At 32.6% G+C, this 18,467-nt stretch carries 14 protein-coding genes and 1 pseudogene; 10 read left to right on the top strand and 5 right to left on the bottom strand.

Translation table 11 applies throughout. From position 1 onward, the window contains the following. Positions 1-84: 84 nt before the first annotated feature. Positions 85-2,268 carry a catalase/peroxidase HPI gene (gene katG, locus COJ46_RS13720; RefSeq protein WP_097975823.1) on the top strand — a complete coding sequence of 728 codons (2,184 nt, stop codon included), beginning with the start codon at positions 85-87 and terminating at the stop codon, positions 2,266-2,268. A 316-nt stretch (positions 2,269-2,584) separates the two neighbouring features. On the opposite strand, the gene COJ46_RS13725 is transcribed toward katG, so the two are convergent. Further along, positions 2,585-3,796, bottom strand: a complete 1,212-nt coding sequence (locus COJ46_RS13725; protein ID WP_097975822.1) for an MFS transporter — start codon at positions 3,794-3,796, stop codon at positions 2,585-2,587. Between the two features lie 192 nt (positions 3,797-3,988). Here COJ46_RS13725 and COJ46_RS13730 point away from each other — a divergent pair, with 192 nt between their 5' ends. Beyond that, positions 3,989-4,660: a DNA alkylation repair protein gene (locus COJ46_RS13730; RefSeq protein WP_097975820.1), complete on the top strand. Its 672-nt coding sequence runs from the start codon at positions 3,989-3,991 to the stop codon at positions 4,658-4,660. Between the two features lie 218 nt (positions 4,661-4,878). After that, entirely contained in the window at positions 4,879-6,084 is a 1,206-nt protein-coding gene (locus COJ46_RS13735) for a D-alanyl-D-alanine carboxypeptidase family protein (RefSeq protein ID WP_097975819.1), read from the top strand. A 44-nt stretch (positions 6,085-6,128) separates the two neighbouring features. Here the strand turns inward: COJ46_RS13735 and COJ46_RS13740 are convergent, their stop codons facing one another. Both COJ46_RS13740 and COJ46_RS13745 read right to left on the bottom strand, forming a co-directional pair. After that, positions 6,129-7,139 (bottom strand): inorganic phosphate transporter, encoded by a 1,011-nt coding sequence (locus COJ46_RS13740; RefSeq protein WP_097975817.1) that lies wholly within the window; start codon positions 7,137-7,139, stop codon positions 6,129-6,131. 11 nt (positions 7,140-7,150) lie between these two features. Beyond that, the gene (locus tag COJ46_RS13745) at positions 7,151-7,771 is read right to left on the bottom strand and encodes a DUF47 domain-containing protein (protein WP_097975815.1); all 621 of its coding nucleotides are present in this window, start codon (positions 7,769-7,771) and stop codon (positions 7,151-7,153) included. Between the two features lie 329 nt (positions 7,772-8,100). On the opposite strand from COJ46_RS13745, the gene COJ46_RS13750 reads away from it, so the two are divergent. The 5 genes from COJ46_RS13750 (at position 8,101) to COJ46_RS13770 (ending at position 13,396) form a co-directional block, all read left to right on the top strand. Beyond that, positions 8,101-9,489: an aldehyde dehydrogenase gene (locus COJ46_RS13750; RefSeq protein ID WP_286133528.1), complete on the top strand. Its 1,389-nt coding sequence runs from the start codon at positions 8,101-8,103 to the stop codon at positions 9,487-9,489. Between the two features lie 116 nt (positions 9,490-9,605). Further along, entirely contained in the window at positions 9,606-10,580 is a 975-nt protein-coding gene (locus COJ46_RS13755; protein WP_097975813.1) for an ABC transporter ATP-binding protein, read from the top strand. Next, the gene (locus tag COJ46_RS13760; RefSeq protein ID WP_335448516.1) at positions 10,577-11,428 is read left to right on the top strand and encodes an ABC transporter permease; all 852 of its coding nucleotides are present in this window, start codon (positions 10,577-10,579) and stop codon (positions 11,426-11,428) included. The genes COJ46_RS13755 and COJ46_RS13760 overlap by 4 nt, the downstream gene beginning before the upstream one ends. Then, a complete protein-coding gene (locus tag COJ46_RS13765) occupies positions 11,429-12,235 on the top strand; it encodes an ABC transporter permease (RefSeq protein WP_097975812.1) in 807 nt (268 codons plus the stop codon). It begins immediately after the preceding gene. A 114-nt stretch (positions 12,236-12,349) separates the two neighbouring features. Beyond that, positions 12,350-13,396 carry a polyamine ABC transporter substrate-binding protein gene (locus COJ46_RS13770; protein WP_097975810.1) on the top strand — a complete coding sequence of 349 codons (1,047 nt, stop codon included), beginning with the start codon at positions 12,350-12,352 and terminating at the stop codon, positions 13,394-13,396. A 41-nt stretch (positions 13,397-13,437) separates the two neighbouring features. Here the strand turns inward: COJ46_RS13770 and COJ46_RS13775 are convergent, their stop codons facing one another. Continuing rightward, complete coding sequence (locus COJ46_RS13775; protein ID WP_097975809.1) at positions 13,438-13,863, bottom strand: MarR family winged helix-turn-helix transcriptional regulator; 426 nt, start codon at positions 13,861-13,863, stop codon at positions 13,438-13,440. A gap of 200 nt (positions 13,864-14,063) precedes the next feature. On the opposite strand from COJ46_RS13775, the pseudogene COJ46_RS25350 reads away from it, so the two are divergent. Further along, positions 14,064-14,262: pseudogene (locus tag COJ46_RS25350) on the top strand (histidinol dehydrogenase); the annotation flags it as partial. Positions 14,263-14,542: 280 nt separating this feature from the next. On the opposite strand, the gene COJ46_RS13785 reads toward COJ46_RS25350, so the two are convergent. Continuing rightward, positions 14,543-15,154, bottom strand: coding sequence for a YitT family protein (locus COJ46_RS13785; RefSeq protein WP_097976187.1), 612 nt, complete (start codon positions 15,152-15,154; stop codon positions 14,543-14,545). A 601-nt stretch (positions 15,155-15,755) separates the two neighbouring features. Between COJ46_RS13785 and adhE the strand changes: the two genes are divergently transcribed. After that, complete coding sequence (adhE, locus tag COJ46_RS13790; protein ID WP_097975805.1) at positions 15,756-18,359, top strand: bifunctional acetaldehyde-CoA/alcohol dehydrogenase; 2,604 nt, start codon at positions 15,756-15,758, stop codon at positions 18,357-18,359. The last annotated feature ends 108 nt before the right edge of the window (positions 18,360-18,467 follow it).

Below are 18,467 nucleotides of genomic sequence, written 5' to 3' on the forward strand. Positions count from 1 at the left end.
AATAATTAATCATATCTTGTTTGAAAAGTAATACAAGATACATAATTATTTGGGTATTTATTTACTTTTAAGGAGGAAAAAAGTATGGAAATGAATGACAATTCTAACATTGCAAAGTGCCCGTTTAATCATGGTAGCACTACTACTCCGAAATCAGCTGGTACAGTAAATAAAGACTGGTGGCCAAACCAGTTAAATTTGAACATTCTACATCAGAATGACAGAAAATCTAACCCTATGGATGAAGAATTTAATTATGCAGAAGCATTTAAAAAGTTAGACTATCAAGCGCTTAAACAGGATCTTCACAATCTAATGACAAACAGTCAAGATTGGTGGCCTGCTGATTATGGACATTATGGTCCATTCTTTATACGTATGGCTTGGCACTCAGCAGGTACATATCGTACAGGGGATGGCCGTGGCGGTGGAGGAACTGGTACACAACGTTTTGCTCCACTAAATAGTTGGCCTGATAATGGAAATCTAGATAAAGCCCGTCGTCTGCTATGGCCGATTAAGCAAAAGTATGGTAATAAAATTTCTTGGGCTGATTTATTTATACTTACAGGTAATGTTGCTATTGAATCAATGGGCGGTAAAACATTTGGTTTTGGAGGAGGACGTGAAGACGTTTGGCATCCAGAAGAAGACGTCTACTGGGGTAATGAAACGGAATGGCTAGGGGATAAGCGTTACACTGGTGATCGTGACCTTGAGAATCCATTGGCTGCAGTTCAAATGGGTCTTATCTATGTTAACCCAGAAGGACCAAATGGTAATCCAGATCCTGTAGCAAGTGGTCGTGACATACGCGAAACCTTTGCTCGTATGGGAATGAATGATGAAGAAACAGTTGCACTAATCGCTGGAGGACATACCTTTGGTAAAGCTCACGGCGCAGGAGATGCTGCTCATGTTGGTCCAGAACCAGAAGCAGCTCCGGTTCATTCCCAAGGATTAGGCTGGCTAAGCACACATGGCACTGGTAAAGGTCGTGACACAATTACTAGTGGTATTGAAGGTGCGTGGACTGCGAACCCAACAAAATGGGACAATGGTTACTTTGACTTATTGTTTAAATATCAATGGTGGCTTACTAAGAGTCCAGCAGGTGCGTTTCAGTGGCTTGCTGTAAATCCTGAAGAAAATGATCTTGCTCCAGATGCAGAAGATCCAACTGTTCGTGTTCCTACCATGATGACTACTGCTGATATGGCATTGCGTTTTGATCCAGAATACGAAAAGATATCTCGTCGTTTCCATGAAAATCCAGAAGATTTTGCTGATGCATTTGCACGTGCGTGGTTTAAACTAACGCACAGAGATATGGGGCCTCGTTCAAGATATATTGGTCCAGAAGTCCCTGAAGAAGTTCTAATTTGGCAAGATCCTATACCTGCCTCAGAATATGAAATAACTGATGCAGAAGTTGAAAAAATCAAATTAATGATCCTAGATACAGAACTTACTATTAGCGAGTTAGTAAATACTGCTTGGGCTTCAGCAAGTACTTTCCGTGGCTCAGACATGCGTGGCGGTGCTAATGGAGCTCGAATTCGACTAAATCCACAGAAGGATTGGGAAGTAAATCAGCCTGACCAACTTGCAAAGGTACTGAATGCATTAGAGAGCGTACAAAACCATCTGCACAAGAAAGTCAGCATGGCCGACTTGATTGTACTTGGTGGTAGTGCCGCAGTAGAAAAAGCTGCACAAGATGCAGGTTTTGATGTAAAAGTTCCTTTTACTCCAGGACGTGGCGATGCGATACAAAAGCAAACAGATATAGAAAGCTTTGCAGTGCTAGAGCCTATAGCTGATGGTTTCCGTAACTATCAAAAGAAACAGTATAGTGTAAATTCAGCAGAGCTATTAGTAGATAAGGCACAATTGTTAGGCCTAACTGCCCCAGAAATGACTGCACTTATAGGCGGTATGCGCGTACTCGGTACAAACTATAATGGCACACAACACGGAGTATTTACTGATCGAGTTGGTACACTTACTAATGACTTCTTTGTAAACTTGCTAGACATGGGAATTGCGTGGACACCTGTAGACGGAGACGTATTTGAAGGCCGTGATCGCAAGTCCGGTGAGAAAGTACGAACAGCAACTAGTGTTGACCTAGTGTTTGGTTCAAATTCAGTGCTACGTGCAATAGTAGAAGTGTATGCACAAGATGATAACAAAGAGAAGTTTGTGCGTGACTTTATAGCTGCATGGGTTAAGGTCATGAATGCAGATCGCTTCGACCTTAGATGAAGAAAGATACAATAGAAGTTAAATAATATGAGGTAAATAAAATCCTTCCTGATTAAAAAGGGAGGATTTTTCTCGTTATGCATAGCAGATTTAATGGAGCAATCCCAAGTTAAGTCGAGAGTATCCATAGTGGTGGCATTGGACCTAAATGAAATAAAATGTAAATGTTGTATAAAAAAAGAATGAAATTATTACTTGTTTATCATTTTGAAAACTTAAGTTTTTGTATATTGTCTACAAACAAAAGGCCGTCATATTGACAGCCTTTTTGTGTTGTAAATTTAATTTAATAGAGCTTTTTGAAAATACATTCTACTTATGGTGATTTTTTTCGATCATTTGGCAGCATAAAAGTTACTAAACCTAATAGCGGTAGGAAGCTACATAAATTCATTACGAAATTAAGGCTAGTTGCATCGGCAATTACACCTAACAATACTGCTCCTAAAGCACCCATTCCAAATGCTAAACCAACTATTAATCCACTTACTAAACCAACTTTTCCAGGAACGAGTTCTTGAGCGTAAACAACAATTACACTAAAGGAACTTGAACTAATGATCCCAATTAAAAACAATATTGGTATAACCGCTAGCAAAGAGATATGAGGTAATAATAAGGCTAATGGAAACGTACCAACTAATGAGAATAAAATCATATTCCGTTTTCCGAAACGATCAGCTAGCGTTCCACCTATGAAAGTACCAATTACGCCTGCAATCATAAAGATAAATAAATATAACTGTGTGCTTTTAATCGATAAACCATAACTTTTAATTAAGTAAAACTGATAATAATTACCGATGCCTGCTGAGTACCAGGAACGTGCAAATGTAATAAATACTAGCAGTATAATAGCAAATTTTACAGCTGATGTAATTTTGATAGGTTCACCTGAAGGCTGGCCTTTACTTTTTAATTTAAACGGATTTTCTTTCAGTTTATTTCGATACCATGTGGATACGTAAATTAATACACAAATTCCTATAGCAGCTAAGATTGTAAACCATGCAGCACCTTTTTGTCCTAGTGGTACGAAAATTAGCGCCGTAAAGATTGGTGCAAGTGAGTTCCCTGTATTTCCGCCTACCTGGTAGATAGCTTGTGAGAGTCCTCTTTTTGATCCAGACGCTAAAAAGGCTACTTTTGAGCCTTCTGGGTGGAAGATGGCAGAACCTATACCAATTAATAGAACCGATAATAATACAATAAATAAATTAGGTGCAAATGCTAAGCAAAGCATTCCTAATAAACTGGATGCCATTCCAATTGGTAGGAGAAATGGTGAAGGCTTTCGATCGGAAAATATTCCAAAAACGGGTTGCATTACAGAGGAAGTCATATTTAGCGCAAAGGCTATGAATCCAATTTCTGTATAAGTTAAATTCATTGTCTTTTCTAAAATTGGAAATATGGCTGGTACAACTGCTTGCATAGAATCATTTAATAAATGGCCTAAACTGATTGCAAATAAAATTTGATACATTGTTGACTGATTAATAACCTTTGTATTAACTGCTGGTTGCATAATATCCTCCTTTCTTATTGACTTATCTATCATAAACCAATCTTCGGAAAATTTACACAATTTTGCTTTATACACTTTTCATTAAACTTTATGCTCATTTATAATAGAAGAAAAGATTTATATTGCATTTAATAAATTGCTATGCTGTTAAATTTTTAAAGATGATATTTAATAATCAGTAGGGAGTGTAGAATGGACAACTATTCAACAGAGTTAATGAGATTTTTTAAAGAACATATAAATAATGAAAATCGGCCAGCAATGGAAGCTTATATGAAAAATAGATTTACATTTTTAGGAATTAAAGCACCAGAACGAAATGCACTGTTTAGACAGTTTCGAATGAGTAATGGTGAACCACCAAATTTAGAATCAATCATCGATATTTGGAGCTTAGAAGAAAGAGAATTTCAATATATTGCATTAGCATGTTTAGATCGCCAGTATAAAAAAGCAGAGCTCGGACGGATTAAATTATATGAACAACTAGTAGTCGAAAAGTCTTGGTGGGATACCGTTGATACGCTTGCTGGACGATTAATTAGTTATCATTTTTTAATCTATCCAGAACTGATTGATGAGTACGCTAATAGGTGGATTTCTTCCGATAATATGTGGCTGAATAGAGTAGCGATATTATTTCAAATGAAGTTTAAGGAGAAAACGGATCAGGAACGTTTATTTCATTATTGCCGTCTACTCAAAGAAAGCAAAGAATTTTTCATTCAAAAAGCAATAGGTTGGGCATTGAGAGAGTATTCGTATATCAATCCTAATGAGGTTGAATTATTTATTAAACAAACTAATTTATCACCTTTAAGCAAAAGGGAGGGATTAAAATATATTGATAAATTAAAGGATTAGATATGTCGATTTTCCGGGAAATAACCGATATATTCTATTTTATGTGAAAAATACTACTAATTTAAGTAAGTTGAGACATTAGTATGAAAAGGTTATAATAGGTGCATTATTGTTTTTTCAAACCACACCTTTTATACCAAGTCATGTTATTTAAATTTGAGTTATGTAACCTGTACGAAATAACTAAATGAAAAAAGTTCAAAGGAGATTTAGTGTTCATGAAATCTACTTTTAATAATATTATGAAATTATGTCTTAGTATAAGCTTAATTAGTAGCTTCTTTATTCAAAAAACTGTACACGCAGACGAAATAAACCTATTTAGTGATAAAGCAATTTCAATATTGGCTGATAGTGGGGAAGTTATTTATAGTAAGAACGCAAATAAAGTTGATTTCCCAGCTAGCACAACTAAAATAATGACCGCAATGGTTATGATGGATCATTTAAAAGAGAATGATAAAATTCAAATGACAAAAAGAAGTATCCAAGAAGAAAAAAGTAATTCCCAAATTCTTTTTACTGAAGGAGAGGTTTTGGATCGAAATACAGCATTAAAAACAATGATGATTTTAAGTGCCAATGATTTAGCATATGCTATTGGTGAACGAGTTGGTGGAAATATGGACAACTTTGTAAGAATGATGAATGAAAAAGCTAAAAAGATTGGCGCAAATCACACAAATTTTATGAATCCAAATGGTCTTCACAATGTAAATCATTATACAACCGCACATGATTTAGCTTTAATTACAAAAGAAGCTTTAAAATACCCATTAATTATTAAAGCAATGGGGACAAAGGATGCACGTATTAGTACATCTAAGCAAAAGAACGTATATATTTTTAATCGTGGAAAAATGTTTAAAAATCCTTACTTTTATGCAGGGAAAACTGGATATACTGATTCTGCTAGAAATACTTTAATTGAAATAGATAAAAAAGACGGGCAAATGATTATTAATATTTTATTGCGCTCATCAAAACCGCAATATCTACAAGATATTAAGTTATTAGATTCCTATGCATTTTCAAGAATCCATAAAAAAACGCTTATAAAACAAGGTGATTGGCAGAGAGAATTAAAAATTAGAAATAATCTAATTCAAACAAAAATACCAAACGATTTATCCTTTTTGACTGCACTAGGCTCGAATGTAAATTACGATATTAAAATAAAACCTTTAAATGTAATAGATAAGTCATACAAGGAAAATGGAATTTCTAAAAATCAAAAACTTGGTACAGTTGAAGTATGGACGAATAACGAAGAACTTTTCAGTACTGCGTTATTAGCTGCTAAATCATATGACCGACCGACCATCGTTTCTATGAATACATTTATTATTGCAGGCTCGGTAATTTTACTGTTGGTGTTAATCTATTTTATTACAAAGCCAAAAAGGAAAAGAGAATATATGTAAATTAAAAAGGCGAATCGTAATTTTTACGTTTCGCCTTTTTTTCATTAAAGTAAGATTAGTTTTAAAATTTGATAGAAAATTGCAGCCACTGTTGCTGAAATTGGAATTGTAATAATCCATGTTATTACCATACGTTTTGCAGTACCCCAGTTTACATCTTTAACACGTTGAGCAGAACCTACCCCCATAATAGAAGAAGAAATTACGTGAGTTGTACTTACTGGTAAATGTAAAGCAGTAAATGTGAAAATAATAGCTGCTGATGATAAGTCTGCTGCTGCACCATTAATCGGGCGGATTTTCATGATTTTTCCACCAACAGTTTTAATAATTTTCCATCCACCAACTGATGTACCAATTGCCATTGCCATAGCACAACCGATACGTACCCATAAAGGAACATCTGCACCTGCTGGTTCAATTTTAGCGGCAATTAAAGCGATCATGATAATTCCCATTGCTTTTTGTGCATCATTTGTACCGTGAGTAAATGACTGTAAAGAAGCAGTGAAAATTTGGACTAATCTAAAGCCTTTATTAGTTTTAGATAGGTTAGAACGACGGAAAATAGCTGCTAAAATTGTCATAACAATAAAACCAAGCGTAATTGCAATAACAGGAGAAATTAATAAAGCTTCGATAATTTTAATAAAACCGTCTGCCTCTAAAACGTCAATTCCTTTTGCAGAGACAGCTGCACCAGCTATTGCACCAATGATTGCATGAGAAGAACTACTTGGGATTCCAAAATACCAAGTTAATAAGTTCCAAAATATACCGCCTAATAAAGCTGCAATAACAACAACTAGTCCATTTGAACCTTCAATCGTAATCGGATCAACGATACCAGTTGTAATCGTTTTTGCAACACCTGTAAATGTAATCGCACCAATGAAATTCATTATTGCGGCTAATAAAATAGCTGTACGTGGTTTCAATGCTTTTGTTGAAACTGACGTTGCAATTGCATTTGCAGTATCATGGAATCCATTAATAAAATCAAACAAAAATGCAAAAATCACGATTAAAATCGTAAGTAAAAATAAATGCTCCATTTTATGACTCCTTACGCATTTCGCATGATAATTTGCTCAAGTGTGTTTGCTACATCCTGCGCACTATCAGCTACAGATTCTAGATTTTCGTAGATTTCTTTATACTGAATAATTTTAATTGGATCTTTTTCATTCATAAACAATTGTTTAATTGATGTACGTAATAGTTCATCACACTGAGACTCGTAATCCTTAATTTTAATTGCATGAACACGGATTTCTAATAATTTTTTATTTGAAAGTAATTTAACTGCAAGTAAAATTTCTTCAACAGCTTTTTGAAGAATATCAACGAATTTAACCATATATTCATCAGCAGAAGTGATTGAATACATTTCAAATCGTGCTGAACAATGTTCAAATCCATCTAATACATCATCCATTTTCATTGCAAGTTGTAAAATATCTTCTCTCTCAATTGGAGTAATAAAAGTTTTGTTTAATTCAACGATTAAAGAGTGAATAAACTTATCACCTTTTGTTTCATATTCTTTCATTTCTTCTTGAAACTTCTTTAAGTCGCTTGCATTTTTTATTTTAAAATCAACATAATACTTTGATGATACGTGCAAGTTCTCAGCAATACCTAAAAGCTTTTCAAAGAATACATCCTTTTTTTGTCCAAAAAACATTATGATTCCTCCAACTAAAACATATAATTTATTATCACCTTCACATTTGTCAGTTAATTTTAAAATGTCAGAAACTATGTAAAAATGTCGAAAAAAGTAAAGGCCACGTTAATAATAATAATTGGTTTTTGAAATTAATCAATTAAAAACGTTTAATTAATTTACAAATTTACAATATCTTTACATTCTCTTAACAAAGTTAATATTTCGATTCCTACACTAGTTAATATTAATAATAGTATTCACAGAAATATTGACTTTATGTGAGATTTTAAATTAGCATTAGATTATACGTTTAAACTATTGGACTTAAAAAGGATGTGATAATTTTGGAAAGTACATATAAAGCATCTGAAATAACACAATTAGTAACTAGGCAAAAAGCATTTTTTCAGACTGGTTCAACTAAAACTTCAAATTTTCGAATTGAACAATTAGAAAAATTATATAAATCAATAGTTGAGAACGAGGAAGAAATAAAAATTGCCTTAAAAAAGGATTTAAATAAGTCAGATTTTGAAGCCTATATGACTGAAATTGGATTTGCATTAAAAGAAATATCGGAAGCAATCAAACATATTAAAAGATGGATGAAGCCTAAAAAAGTAAAAACTCCGATAACGCATATTGGTACAAAAGGATATATATACAGAGAACCGTATGGAGTAACATTAATTATTTCGCCTTGGAATTATCCTTTTCAATTAACGATGGCTCCATTAATTGGTGCAATAATTGGTGGAAATACTGCTATTATTAAACCATCAGAATTAACGCCAAATACATCAATCATTATTAATAAAATTATTAATGAGAATTTTGATAAAGAATATATTACGGTAGTTGATGGTGGAATCGAAGAAAGCACGATATTATTACAACAAAAGTTTGATTTCATCTTTTTTACTGGCAGTGTTCAAGTTGGAAAAATTGTGATGGAAGCAGCAAGTAAAAATTTAACGCCATTAATACTTGAATTAGGTGGGAAAAGCCCAACAATTGTACACAACGATTCGAATATCCAACTTGCTGCGAAGAGAATTGTTTGGGGAAAATTTACAAATGCAGGACAGACTTGTATTGCTCCAGATTATATTTATGTCCACAAATCAGTAAAAAAGGATTTTATTGATGCATTAAAGAATGAAATTGTTCAGTTTTATAGTGATAAGCCTTTGTTAAATAATGATTATACAAAGATCATCAGTGATCGCCATTTTAACCGCTTAGTTGGATTTTTGAATAATGGTGAAATCCTACATGGTGGGGAATTTGATCAATCATCTCATAAAATCGAACCAACTTTAATTTCTGATTTATCTTGGGATTCCCCAATTATGTCTGAAGAAATATTCGGTCCCATTTTACCAATTCTTACCTATGAAAATATAGATGAAGTAATCAATGAAATTAATCAACACCCTAAGCCATTAGCACTATACGTCTTTACAGAAAGTAAACAGATTGCTAATAAGGTAATTGAGAGAGTTCCTTTTGGTGGTGGATGTGTAAACGATACGCTTTATCATATGGCGAATCCGAATTTACCTTTTGGTGGGGTAGGAGAAAGTGGTTCAGGAAATTATCATGGGGAGTACAGTTTTGCTGCTTTTACACATGATAAAAGTGTCCTTTTACAAACTACTAAAATTGACTTGAAAATTAGATATCATACAACAAAAAACGCTTTACGGTTTATTCGTAAATTGTTAAAATAAAGGTTAATTGTAACTTAGTTTCTTAGCTCCTTGACAAAAGGGGCTTTTTATATGTTGAAAATAATTTATACATTTTTACATAATTATAAAAATATTAATATAGATGGGACGCGAAAATGAAAAATATAATTGAAATTGAACAGGTCGAGAAAAATTTTAGTGAAAATTATGTGATTTCTCCACTTTCACTAGAAATTTATTCTGGAGAATTCTTAACAATCTTAGGACCAAGTGGTTGTGGGAAAACGACACTATTAAGAATGATTGCTGGTTTTGAAGAACCATCGTCAGGTGTAATCAAACTAAATGGAGAAGCAATTAATAGTTTACCTCCATATAAAAGGGATATGAACTTAGTATTCCAACACTATGCATTATTTCCTCATTTGAATGTTGAAAGAAATATTCAATTTGGATTAAAAATGAAAGGTATTTCGTTAGAAGAGCAAAAGGTCCGTGCTGACGAAGCGATGAGATTAACCCAATTAACTGAATATAGAAATCGTAAACCTAGTCAGTTATCAGGTGGACAACAGCAAAGGGTTGCAATCGCTCGTGCAATAGTGAACAATCCAAAAGTCTTATTATTAGACGAACCACTAGGAGCACTTGATTTTAAGCTTCGTAAAGATTTACAAAGGCAACTGAAAAATCTTCAACGCGAATTAGGAATTACTTTTATTTATGTAACCCATGATCAAGAAGAAGCGATGAGCATGAGTGATCGAATCGTCGTTATGAATAATGGGAAAATCGAACAAATCGGCACACCGAAAGAAATTTATCAACATCCAGCAAGCAAATTTGTTGCTACATTTATTGGTGAAAATAATTTCTTTGATAAAGGTGTGAAAGAAATTGCAGTTAGACCAGAAAATATTAAAGTTTCTCATGCTACAAATGAGAATAATCCTTATTCAGGCATAATAAGAGATGTAGAATTTGTCGGGACTCTAAATAAAATCTTTATTGATTTACAAAAACATGAACAAACGATTATTGTCTATCAAATGCCAGATCAAACAAGTTTTAATCGAAATGATAAAGTTGAGATTAGTTGGAAGTCGGAAGATGAGGTGATTATGTATTGAGAAATGAAAAGTACATAATTGCACCTACGATTATCTGGCTATTAGTTTTTTTTCTAGTACCTTTATTATTAATTTTTGGTTTTGCATTTATGAAAAATGGAATGTACGGTGAAATTGAAAAAACATTTACACTTGAAAATATTGTAAAAGTTTTTGACCCACTTTATTTAAAAGTTTTATGGACAACTTTTTGGATTGCTTTAGTTACTACAATAATAACTCTTTTGATTGGATATCCTTATGCATATACGGCTACAGTTGTAAATGAAAAATGGCAGAGGGTTTTACTATTATTAATCACAATCCCCTTTTGGATAAATTTCTTAGTGAGATCATATGCATTAATTGTTATCCTTCGTTCAAAAGGGATTATTAACACATTATTAATCCAGCTTGGGATTATAAAAGAACCTTTACAACTACTTTATAATACACCATCAGTCATAATGGGAATGGTCTATACATTACTACCATTTATGGTGTTACCGATCTTTGTTGCCATTGAGCAATTGGATAACCGAAAATTGGACGCTGCTAATGATTTAGGGGCTACTCCACTTCAAACCTTTATATATGTAACTCTTCCGTTAACGATGAAGGGGATTTTTGCAGGTAGTATTTTAGTTTTTGTTGCTTCATTTGGAATGTTTGTCGTTTCTGATGTAATGGGTGGATCAAAAGTTGCTTTAATCGGAAATGTCATTCAAAATCAATTCTTAGCAGCAAGAAACTGGCCATTTGGTTCCGCACTTTCAATATTCTTAGTCATTACTTCAATCGGTTTAATAGGACTTTACTATTTAGCTACAAAAAATATTGGTGCTGATAAAAGTAGAGGTGAAAAATAAATGAAAAAACCTATACTTATTGGATTTTCAACAATTATCTTGATTTGTTTATACTTACCAATCTTGATATTAATCCTATTTTCATTTAATAAATCAAAGATTAATGCACATTGGACTGGATTTACGTTTGATTGGTACATAAATTTATTTCATAACCCGCAAGTTATTGATGCCTTTATAAATAGTTTATTTATTGCCATTGTAACGACAATCCTTTCAACAATTCTTGGTACTATTTGTGCACTTGCCTTACATAAGCATAAATATAAATTTTCAAATCTTATTAGTGGGCTAGTTTACTTACCAATTGTCGTTCCAGATATTTTAATGGGACTTTCATTACTAATACTATTTACTAATTTCCATATTGAATTAGGTAGTATCACAATTATTATTGCCCATGTCACTTTTTGTATTTCATATGTCATTATTCTTTTAGAAGCACGACTTTCAGGAATGTCATCTGATTTAGAAGATGCTGCAACTGATCTTGGTGCTACACCATGGCAGACATTTAGATTTGTAACTTTACCAGCGCTAATGCCTGGAATTATAGCTTCAGCACTTTTATGTTTTACATTAAGTATTGATGATTTTGTCATAAGCTTTTTTGTTTCAGGACCAGGTTCAACTACATTGCCAATTTATATTTATGGAATGGTTAAAAAAGGTGTAACTCCTGAAATAAATGCAATTTCGACGATTTTAATTGTTACAATTATTTTCTTAATGGTAATTTCTGAAGTTTTTCGTACAAAAGGTATTAATAATCAAGAAGAATCAGAGAAAAAATCCTATATCGTTTAAAAGTGCTAGTGACCTTTTTTCTAGTTCCACTTAAAAACGAATTTTCTGGTTTAGAATTCAATTAAGGCATACTGGTTTATGTGCCAAATTTTAAGGAGGTAGTCAGTAGGCATTATGAGTATATTTAGAAAAACTGCTACAATAATGGTTTCTTTAGGCTTAGTAAGTTTACTTTTATCTGCCTGTTCAGTTGGAAAAAAAGAATTAAATATTTATAGCTGGGCAGATAATTTTGACGAGAAGGTTTTAGAATCATTTGAAAAGAAATATGATGTTAAAATTAATTATCAAGTTTTTGCAAGTAATGAAGAGTTGTATGCAAAACTAAAAGCTGGTGGTTCGAATTATGATGTAATTCAGCCTTCAGATTATATGGTTAAACTAATGATTCATCAAAATATGTTGGCTAAATTGGATAAAAATAAGATGCCAAATTTAAATAATATTTCACCAGAATATACAAATCAAGAGTTTGATCCAAAAGGTGACTATTCTGTTGTTTATACTGGGGGATTAACGGGGATTGCTTATAATCCAAAATATGTAAAAGAAGATATAAATAGCTGGGATGATTTATGGAACCCAAAATACAAAGGTCATGTAACTTTACTTGATGATAATAGAGAAGTATTTGGAATGGGATTAATTAAAAATGGTTATTCAAATAGCTCAACAAATGAAGACGAATTGCTAAAAGCTTATAACAATTTAAAAACATTAACACCTAATTTATTAGCATTCGACACAGATACGGTGAAACAAAAGTTTATTACAGAAGATGCATGGATTGGTCAAGTATGGTCCGGAGATGCTGCATATATTCAAAAAGAGCTTAAAGATATTAAATGGGTTGTACCAAAAGAAGGATCATCAAGATGGGCAGATACTATAGCAATACCAAAAGATGCAAAACAAAAAGATCTAGCTGAAAAGTTTATTAATTATCTATATGACCCAAAAGTAAGTGCACAAAATTATGAGGCGATTGGTTATGCGGATCCAAATAGTAAATCAGGACCATATCATTCGGCGGAGTATAAACAAAATCCGTTTATTAATGTAACAAAAGAACAAACTGATGCAACCAACTGGATTAAGGACGTTGGGGACCAAACAGAATTATATGATAAGTATTGGACAGAATTAAAAACTGGCAAATAATATTCCAAACTAAAAAGGTTATCTCCTAAGAGGTAACCTTTTTAGTTTGAGATTAATTTGTTTAATAAAAATCGAAATTGATCCCTTTCACTAGGTGAAAGATTTTCGAATAAATTTAGCCACAATTCCTGACGGAAATTGAAGTTTTCTTCAATTAAACGTTTTCCTTCATCAGTTAATTCAAGCCATGTAACTCTTCGATCACGGCTATCTCTTTTTCGAGAAATTAAATGATTATTAACCAATTTATTCACAGCTGTTGTAATAGAACCTGAAGATAGTCCAATTTGTCTTCCAAGTTCAGAAGCAGTAAGTTTTTGATTTTTATATATTAAATATAAAAGCAAATATTTTGGTGGAGTTAAGGAGTTTTTTACTTCCTCATCAGTTTTTTGCCAGTTTTTTCGAACTCGAATCATTAAACTTGTTAAATCATCTAGAAGAAGTTTGTCGTTTTCGGTTAACAAGGAAGAGCACACCTCCTAAATTATGATTTAAAGTTGTTAATAAAGTGGGTATTGTACGTATAGGTTACCAATATTCTAAATCATTTTCAAGAATGTAGTGAATTTAGTCAAGATTTTTAAATTTGTCAAGTTTTGGCTGTATAGTATCTATAGTGTTTTGTAAATAGTATGATAAAAGACATTGGTAGGGGTGAAATTCAATGTTTAAGTATTTTAAGTTTAAAATAAATGATACTGTTCAATTTGTAAAGAACGATGGTCATTTCTATCGAGTGATCGGGTACAGGATCGAAAAAAGTATTTATTTAAATGATGAGTACAGTAGCATTATTTATGAACTCTTACGAGAATTTGATGGTCTTCAAGTAGACGCTGAAGAAGAAGAATTAGTAAGCGTATCGAACTTTGATGAATTCTACGGTTCAATGTTTGAAAAACTAGGTACATTTACAATTAAGTTTGCTAAAAAGCAAGAAGAAGTAAAAAAAACAAACATAGGTGAAGCCTCATCTGTGGACGAGCTATTAGATAAATATAATGATTATCGAAGACTGGCAATACTATTTAAAGATTGTCTTTACGATTTAGCTGCCGAAAATGTTCTAAATGAGCTCACCGATTTTTCTGAATCAAAAAAGGTTTGAAACTCTAATTTACAACGTAAAAAAGATTACATGCATTAAGCATGTAATCTTTTTTCATTAGTTTTAATTGTAACAGATTTTTTTTGAAATTTACTTTCATAGACCAATTCTGTTACTTTCGCACAGATTGCAACAGAAAGAATTGTATATCCTACTTCATTCCATGATAGGTAAGATAGTGAACAAAGAAGAATGATAAAGTCAAAAATAAAATATACTTTACCAATCGATATTTTTGATTTTTTGCTCATTATTATTGTTATTAAATCATCTCCACCAGTTGCACCACCACTTCTTAGAATTAACCCTAAACCAAGTCCAGCGAAAATTCCACCTAAAATAGCGGGTATCCAAAGATGATTTCCGAAGTTAAATGTAATATTAGAAGATGTTTTTTCTATTATAGAATAAAAAACAGAAAACGAGATGGCTCCGATGGTAGTATTGATTAATAATTTTCTACCTAAATACAATCCAGCGATCAAGATAATTGGAATATCGAGTAGCAAAGTTGTAATTGAAGGTGATATATTTAGTGCGTTCTTTACTAATAAAGCAATACCAATAAATCCACCTTCAGCTAAATTATTTTGATAATGAAAATGATACAGTGTAGTGGCTAAAATAAATGAACCAATTAAAATCATTAAGGTCTCACCCAAACGATTGTTACTCATTGTTATTTCCTCTTTTCGTAGTTAGTAGTTAAAAGTACAGCTTATAAACTAACTACGTACATATAGAGCTCGTAGTTAGTTTTTTGGCTTTCTAACTACATAGCTATATATCATTGAAGAAATAACATAATCGCCTGTCAACCATAGTTTCGCCTACCTTCAGTTTTATTTTAGAGTTCTTTTGGTTCTCTAAATTAAAACTGCTAAGTGTAGGATAAGTCTTTACGTTGCCAAATGCTCCTTCGAGCAATCATGGTTACACGTCCTTTTTACCAGTTTTGTTAGAAAAATCTAACAGGTGAAAAAAGTTCTACTAGAACTTATTCCTAATTTTATCATATGCGGAAATTTTTGAAAAAAGAAAAGAATTAACAAAAATCAACAAAAAGTTAAAATATATACGAATAAATGTGAAATATTTCACAAAAAAGACATAGCATTTTCAATTAAAACGATATATATTATATTTGTAAACAAAAATGTGAAATATTTCACAAGATGATTTGATTAAATGGGACGTTTTGAATCCTAATTGGATAATTTATGTCCAACATCAGAGGAGGAGAGCCAAATGGCTGTTCAAGAAAAAATTGTAAAAGAAATTAGTAACGCTTCTGAAATGGTAAATGAATTAGTTATAAAAGGACAAAAAGCATTAAAAGAATTTGAAAACTTTAATCAAGAACAAATCAATGAAATTGTACATTCGATGGTTTTAGCTGGTTTGGATCAACATATGCCACTTGCTAAAATGGCAGTTGAGGAAACTGGGCGAGGAATCTATGAGGATAAAATAATTAAAAATATTTTTGCAACAGAATATATATGGAATTCAATAAAAGATAATAAAACAGTTGGGATTATAAGTGAAGATCAACAAACTGGCATAACAGAAATTGCTGAACCTGTTGGAGTAATCGCAGGTGTCACTCCAACTACTAATCCGACATCAACAACATTATTTAAAGCAATCATTGCGATTAAAACAAGAAACCCAATTATATTTGCTTTTCATCCTTCCGCACAAAAATGTAGTAGAGAAGCAGCAAGAATCGTTCGTGATGCGGCAATAAAAGTTGGAGCACCTGAAAACTGCGTACAATGGATTGAAGTCCCTTCAATTGAAGCAACAAAGTGTTTAATGAATCATGAAGGAGTAGCACTTGTTTTAGCAACAGGTGGTGCTGGAATGGTTAAATCGGCTTATAGTACAGGAAAACCTGCTTTAGGGGTTGGACCTGGTAATGTACCATGCTATATCGAGAAATCTGCTGAAATAAAGTGTGCAGTAAATGATCTTATTCTTTCAAAAACATTTGATAATGGAATGATTTGTGCATCTGAACAAGCAGTTATTGTAGATAAAGAAATTTATGATGAAGTGAAAGCAGAGTTAAAAGCAAATAATTGTTATTTTGCTACAAAACAAGATAAAAAGAAATTAGAAAAGCTTGTTATAAATGAAGCAACATGTGCTGTAAATGGTGATATTGTTGGTAAATCTGCATATGAAATAGCAGCGTTAGCTGGGGTAAATGTCCCAGTAGATACAAAAATTCTTATCGTTGAATGCGAAAGCGTTGGCGCAAATGAACCTTTAACTAGAGAGAAACTAAGTCCAGTTTTAGCTGCAATTAAAGTAAATGGAAAAGAAGAAGGGTTTAAACGTTGTGAAGAAATGTTAGAGCTAGGAGGATTAGGCCATTCGGCAGTTATTCATAGTAATAATGAAGAAATTCAAAAAGAATTTGGTCTAAGAATGAAAGCTTGTCGTGTTATTGCAAATGCTCCTTCAGCACATGGTGGAATTGGGGATTTATATAACGCATTTATTCCTTCGCTTACATTAGGCTGTGGTTCACACGGTAAAAACTCTGTATCAACAAACGTAACAACTGTTCACCTATTAAATATTAAAAAATTAGGAAGAAGAAATATGAATATGCAATGGGTTAAACTGCCACCGAAAATTTATTTTGAAAAATATTCAACTCAATATCTAGAAAAAATGCCTAATATTAAAAAAGCATTTATTGTAACAGACGAAGCAATGGTTAAATTAGGTTATGTTGACGTAATTAAATATTATTTGGAGAAAAGACAAGAGAATATTCAGATTGAAATCTTTTCAGATGTAGAACCAGATCCTTCAGATGTTACTGTAATGAAGGGTGCAGATAGAATGTTATCATTTGAACCGGATACAATTATCGCTTTTGGCGGTGGATCAGCTATGGACGCAGCCAAGGGTATGTGGATGTTCTTTGAATACCCGGAAACTACTTTAGACGGACCGAAACAAAAATTCTTAGATATTCGAAAAAGAGCTTATAAATACCCTAAATTAGGTCGTAAAGCTCAGTTTGTCGCAATACCTACTACTTCTGGTACGGGTTCTGAGGTTACACCTTTTGCCGTAATTACTGATAAAGCTAATAATATTAAATATCCTTTAGCTGATTATGAATTAACGCCTGATGTTGCAATTATTGACGCTCAATTCGTATCAACTGTTCCTAAAAGCATTACAGCGGATACAGGTATGGATGTATTAACACATGCAATTGAGGCTTATGTAAGTGTATTAGCAAATGATTATACAGATGGATTAGCTTTACAAGCTATAAAATTAGTATTTAAATACTTGCCTAAAGCATATGAAAATGGAAACGATTTTGAAGCTCGTGAAAAAATGCATAATGCATCAGCTATCGCAGGTATGGCATTTGCAAATGCGTTCTTAGGAATTAACCACAGTTTAGCGCATAAAATTGGAGCGGAATTCCATATCCCTCATGGCAGAGCAAATGCAATCTTAATGCCGCACGTAATAAGATATAATGCAAAAAAACCAACTAAATTTACAGCATTCCCTAAATATAAGCATTTCATTGCAGATGAACGATATGCTGAAATTGCTCGTTTCCTAGGACTTCCAGCATCAACTACTGAAGAAGGCGTTGAAAGTTTAATTGCAGCAGTTATTAAGTTATCTAAGGATTTAAATATTAGTATGAGCATCGAAGCACAAGGTGTTACTGAAAAAGAATTTTTAGAAAAAGTTTCATATTTAGCTGATCGTGCTTTCGAAGATCAATGTACTACTGCAAATCCAAAACTACCTCTAGTAAAAGAATTAGAAGAAGTTTATCTGAATGCTTTCAAAGGATGTTAATTCATTAACTAAAAACTTGAGTTTCAGACTGATTGCAAGCGTTTGTCTTTCGAGGCGTGAAGCCTGGTGAGGAGCGGAGTTNNAGAAAGCGAGCGTTTGTCAACAATC

The sequence above is a fragment of the Bacillus sp. AFS077874 genome (assembly GCF_002566505.1).
In the GTDB taxonomy this organism is placed as follows: Bacteria; Bacillota; Bacilli; order Bacillales; family Bacillaceae_G; genus Gottfriedia.

Excerpts from the sequence above, each read along its gene's own strand:
- COJ46_RS13765 (WP_097975812.1), top strand. The coding sequence starts at position 11,429 with ATGAAAAAACCTATACTTATTGGATTTTCAACAATTATCTTGATTTGT.
- katG (WP_097975823.1), top strand. The coding sequence starts at position 85 with ATGGAAATGAATGACAATTCTAACATTGCAAAGTGCCCGTTTAATCAT.
- COJ46_RS13735 (WP_097975819.1), top strand. The coding sequence starts at position 4,879 with ATGAAATCTACTTTTAATAATATTATGAAATTATGTCTTAGTATAAGC.
- COJ46_RS13730 (WP_097975820.1), top strand. The coding sequence starts at position 3,989 with ATGGACAACTATTCAACAGAGTTAATGAGATTTTTTAAAGAACATATA.
- adhE (WP_097975805.1), top strand. The coding sequence starts at position 15,756 with ATGGCTGTTCAAGAAAAAATTGTAAAAGAAATTAGTAACGCTTCTGAA.
- COJ46_RS13745 (WP_097975815.1), bottom strand. The coding sequence starts at position 7,771 with ATGTTTTTTGGACAAAAAAAGGATGTATTCTTTGAAAAGCTTTTAGGT.
- COJ46_RS13755 (WP_097975813.1), top strand. The coding sequence starts at position 9,606 with ATGAAAAATATAATTGAAATTGAACAGGTCGAGAAAAATTTTAGTGAA.
- COJ46_RS13770 (WP_097975810.1), top strand. The coding sequence starts at position 12,350 with ATGAGTATATTTAGAAAAACTGCTACAATAATGGTTTCTTTAGGCTTA.
- COJ46_RS13725 (WP_097975822.1), bottom strand. The coding sequence starts at position 3,796 with ATGCAACCAGCAGTTAATACAAAGGTTATTAATCAGTCAACAATGTAT.
- COJ46_RS13785 (WP_097976187.1), bottom strand. The coding sequence starts at position 15,154 with ATGATTTTAATTGGTTCATTTATTTTAGCCACTACACTGTATCATTTT.
- COJ46_RS13740 (WP_097975817.1), bottom strand. The coding sequence starts at position 7,139 with ATGGAGCATTTATTTTTACTTACGATTTTAATCGTGATTTTTGCATTT.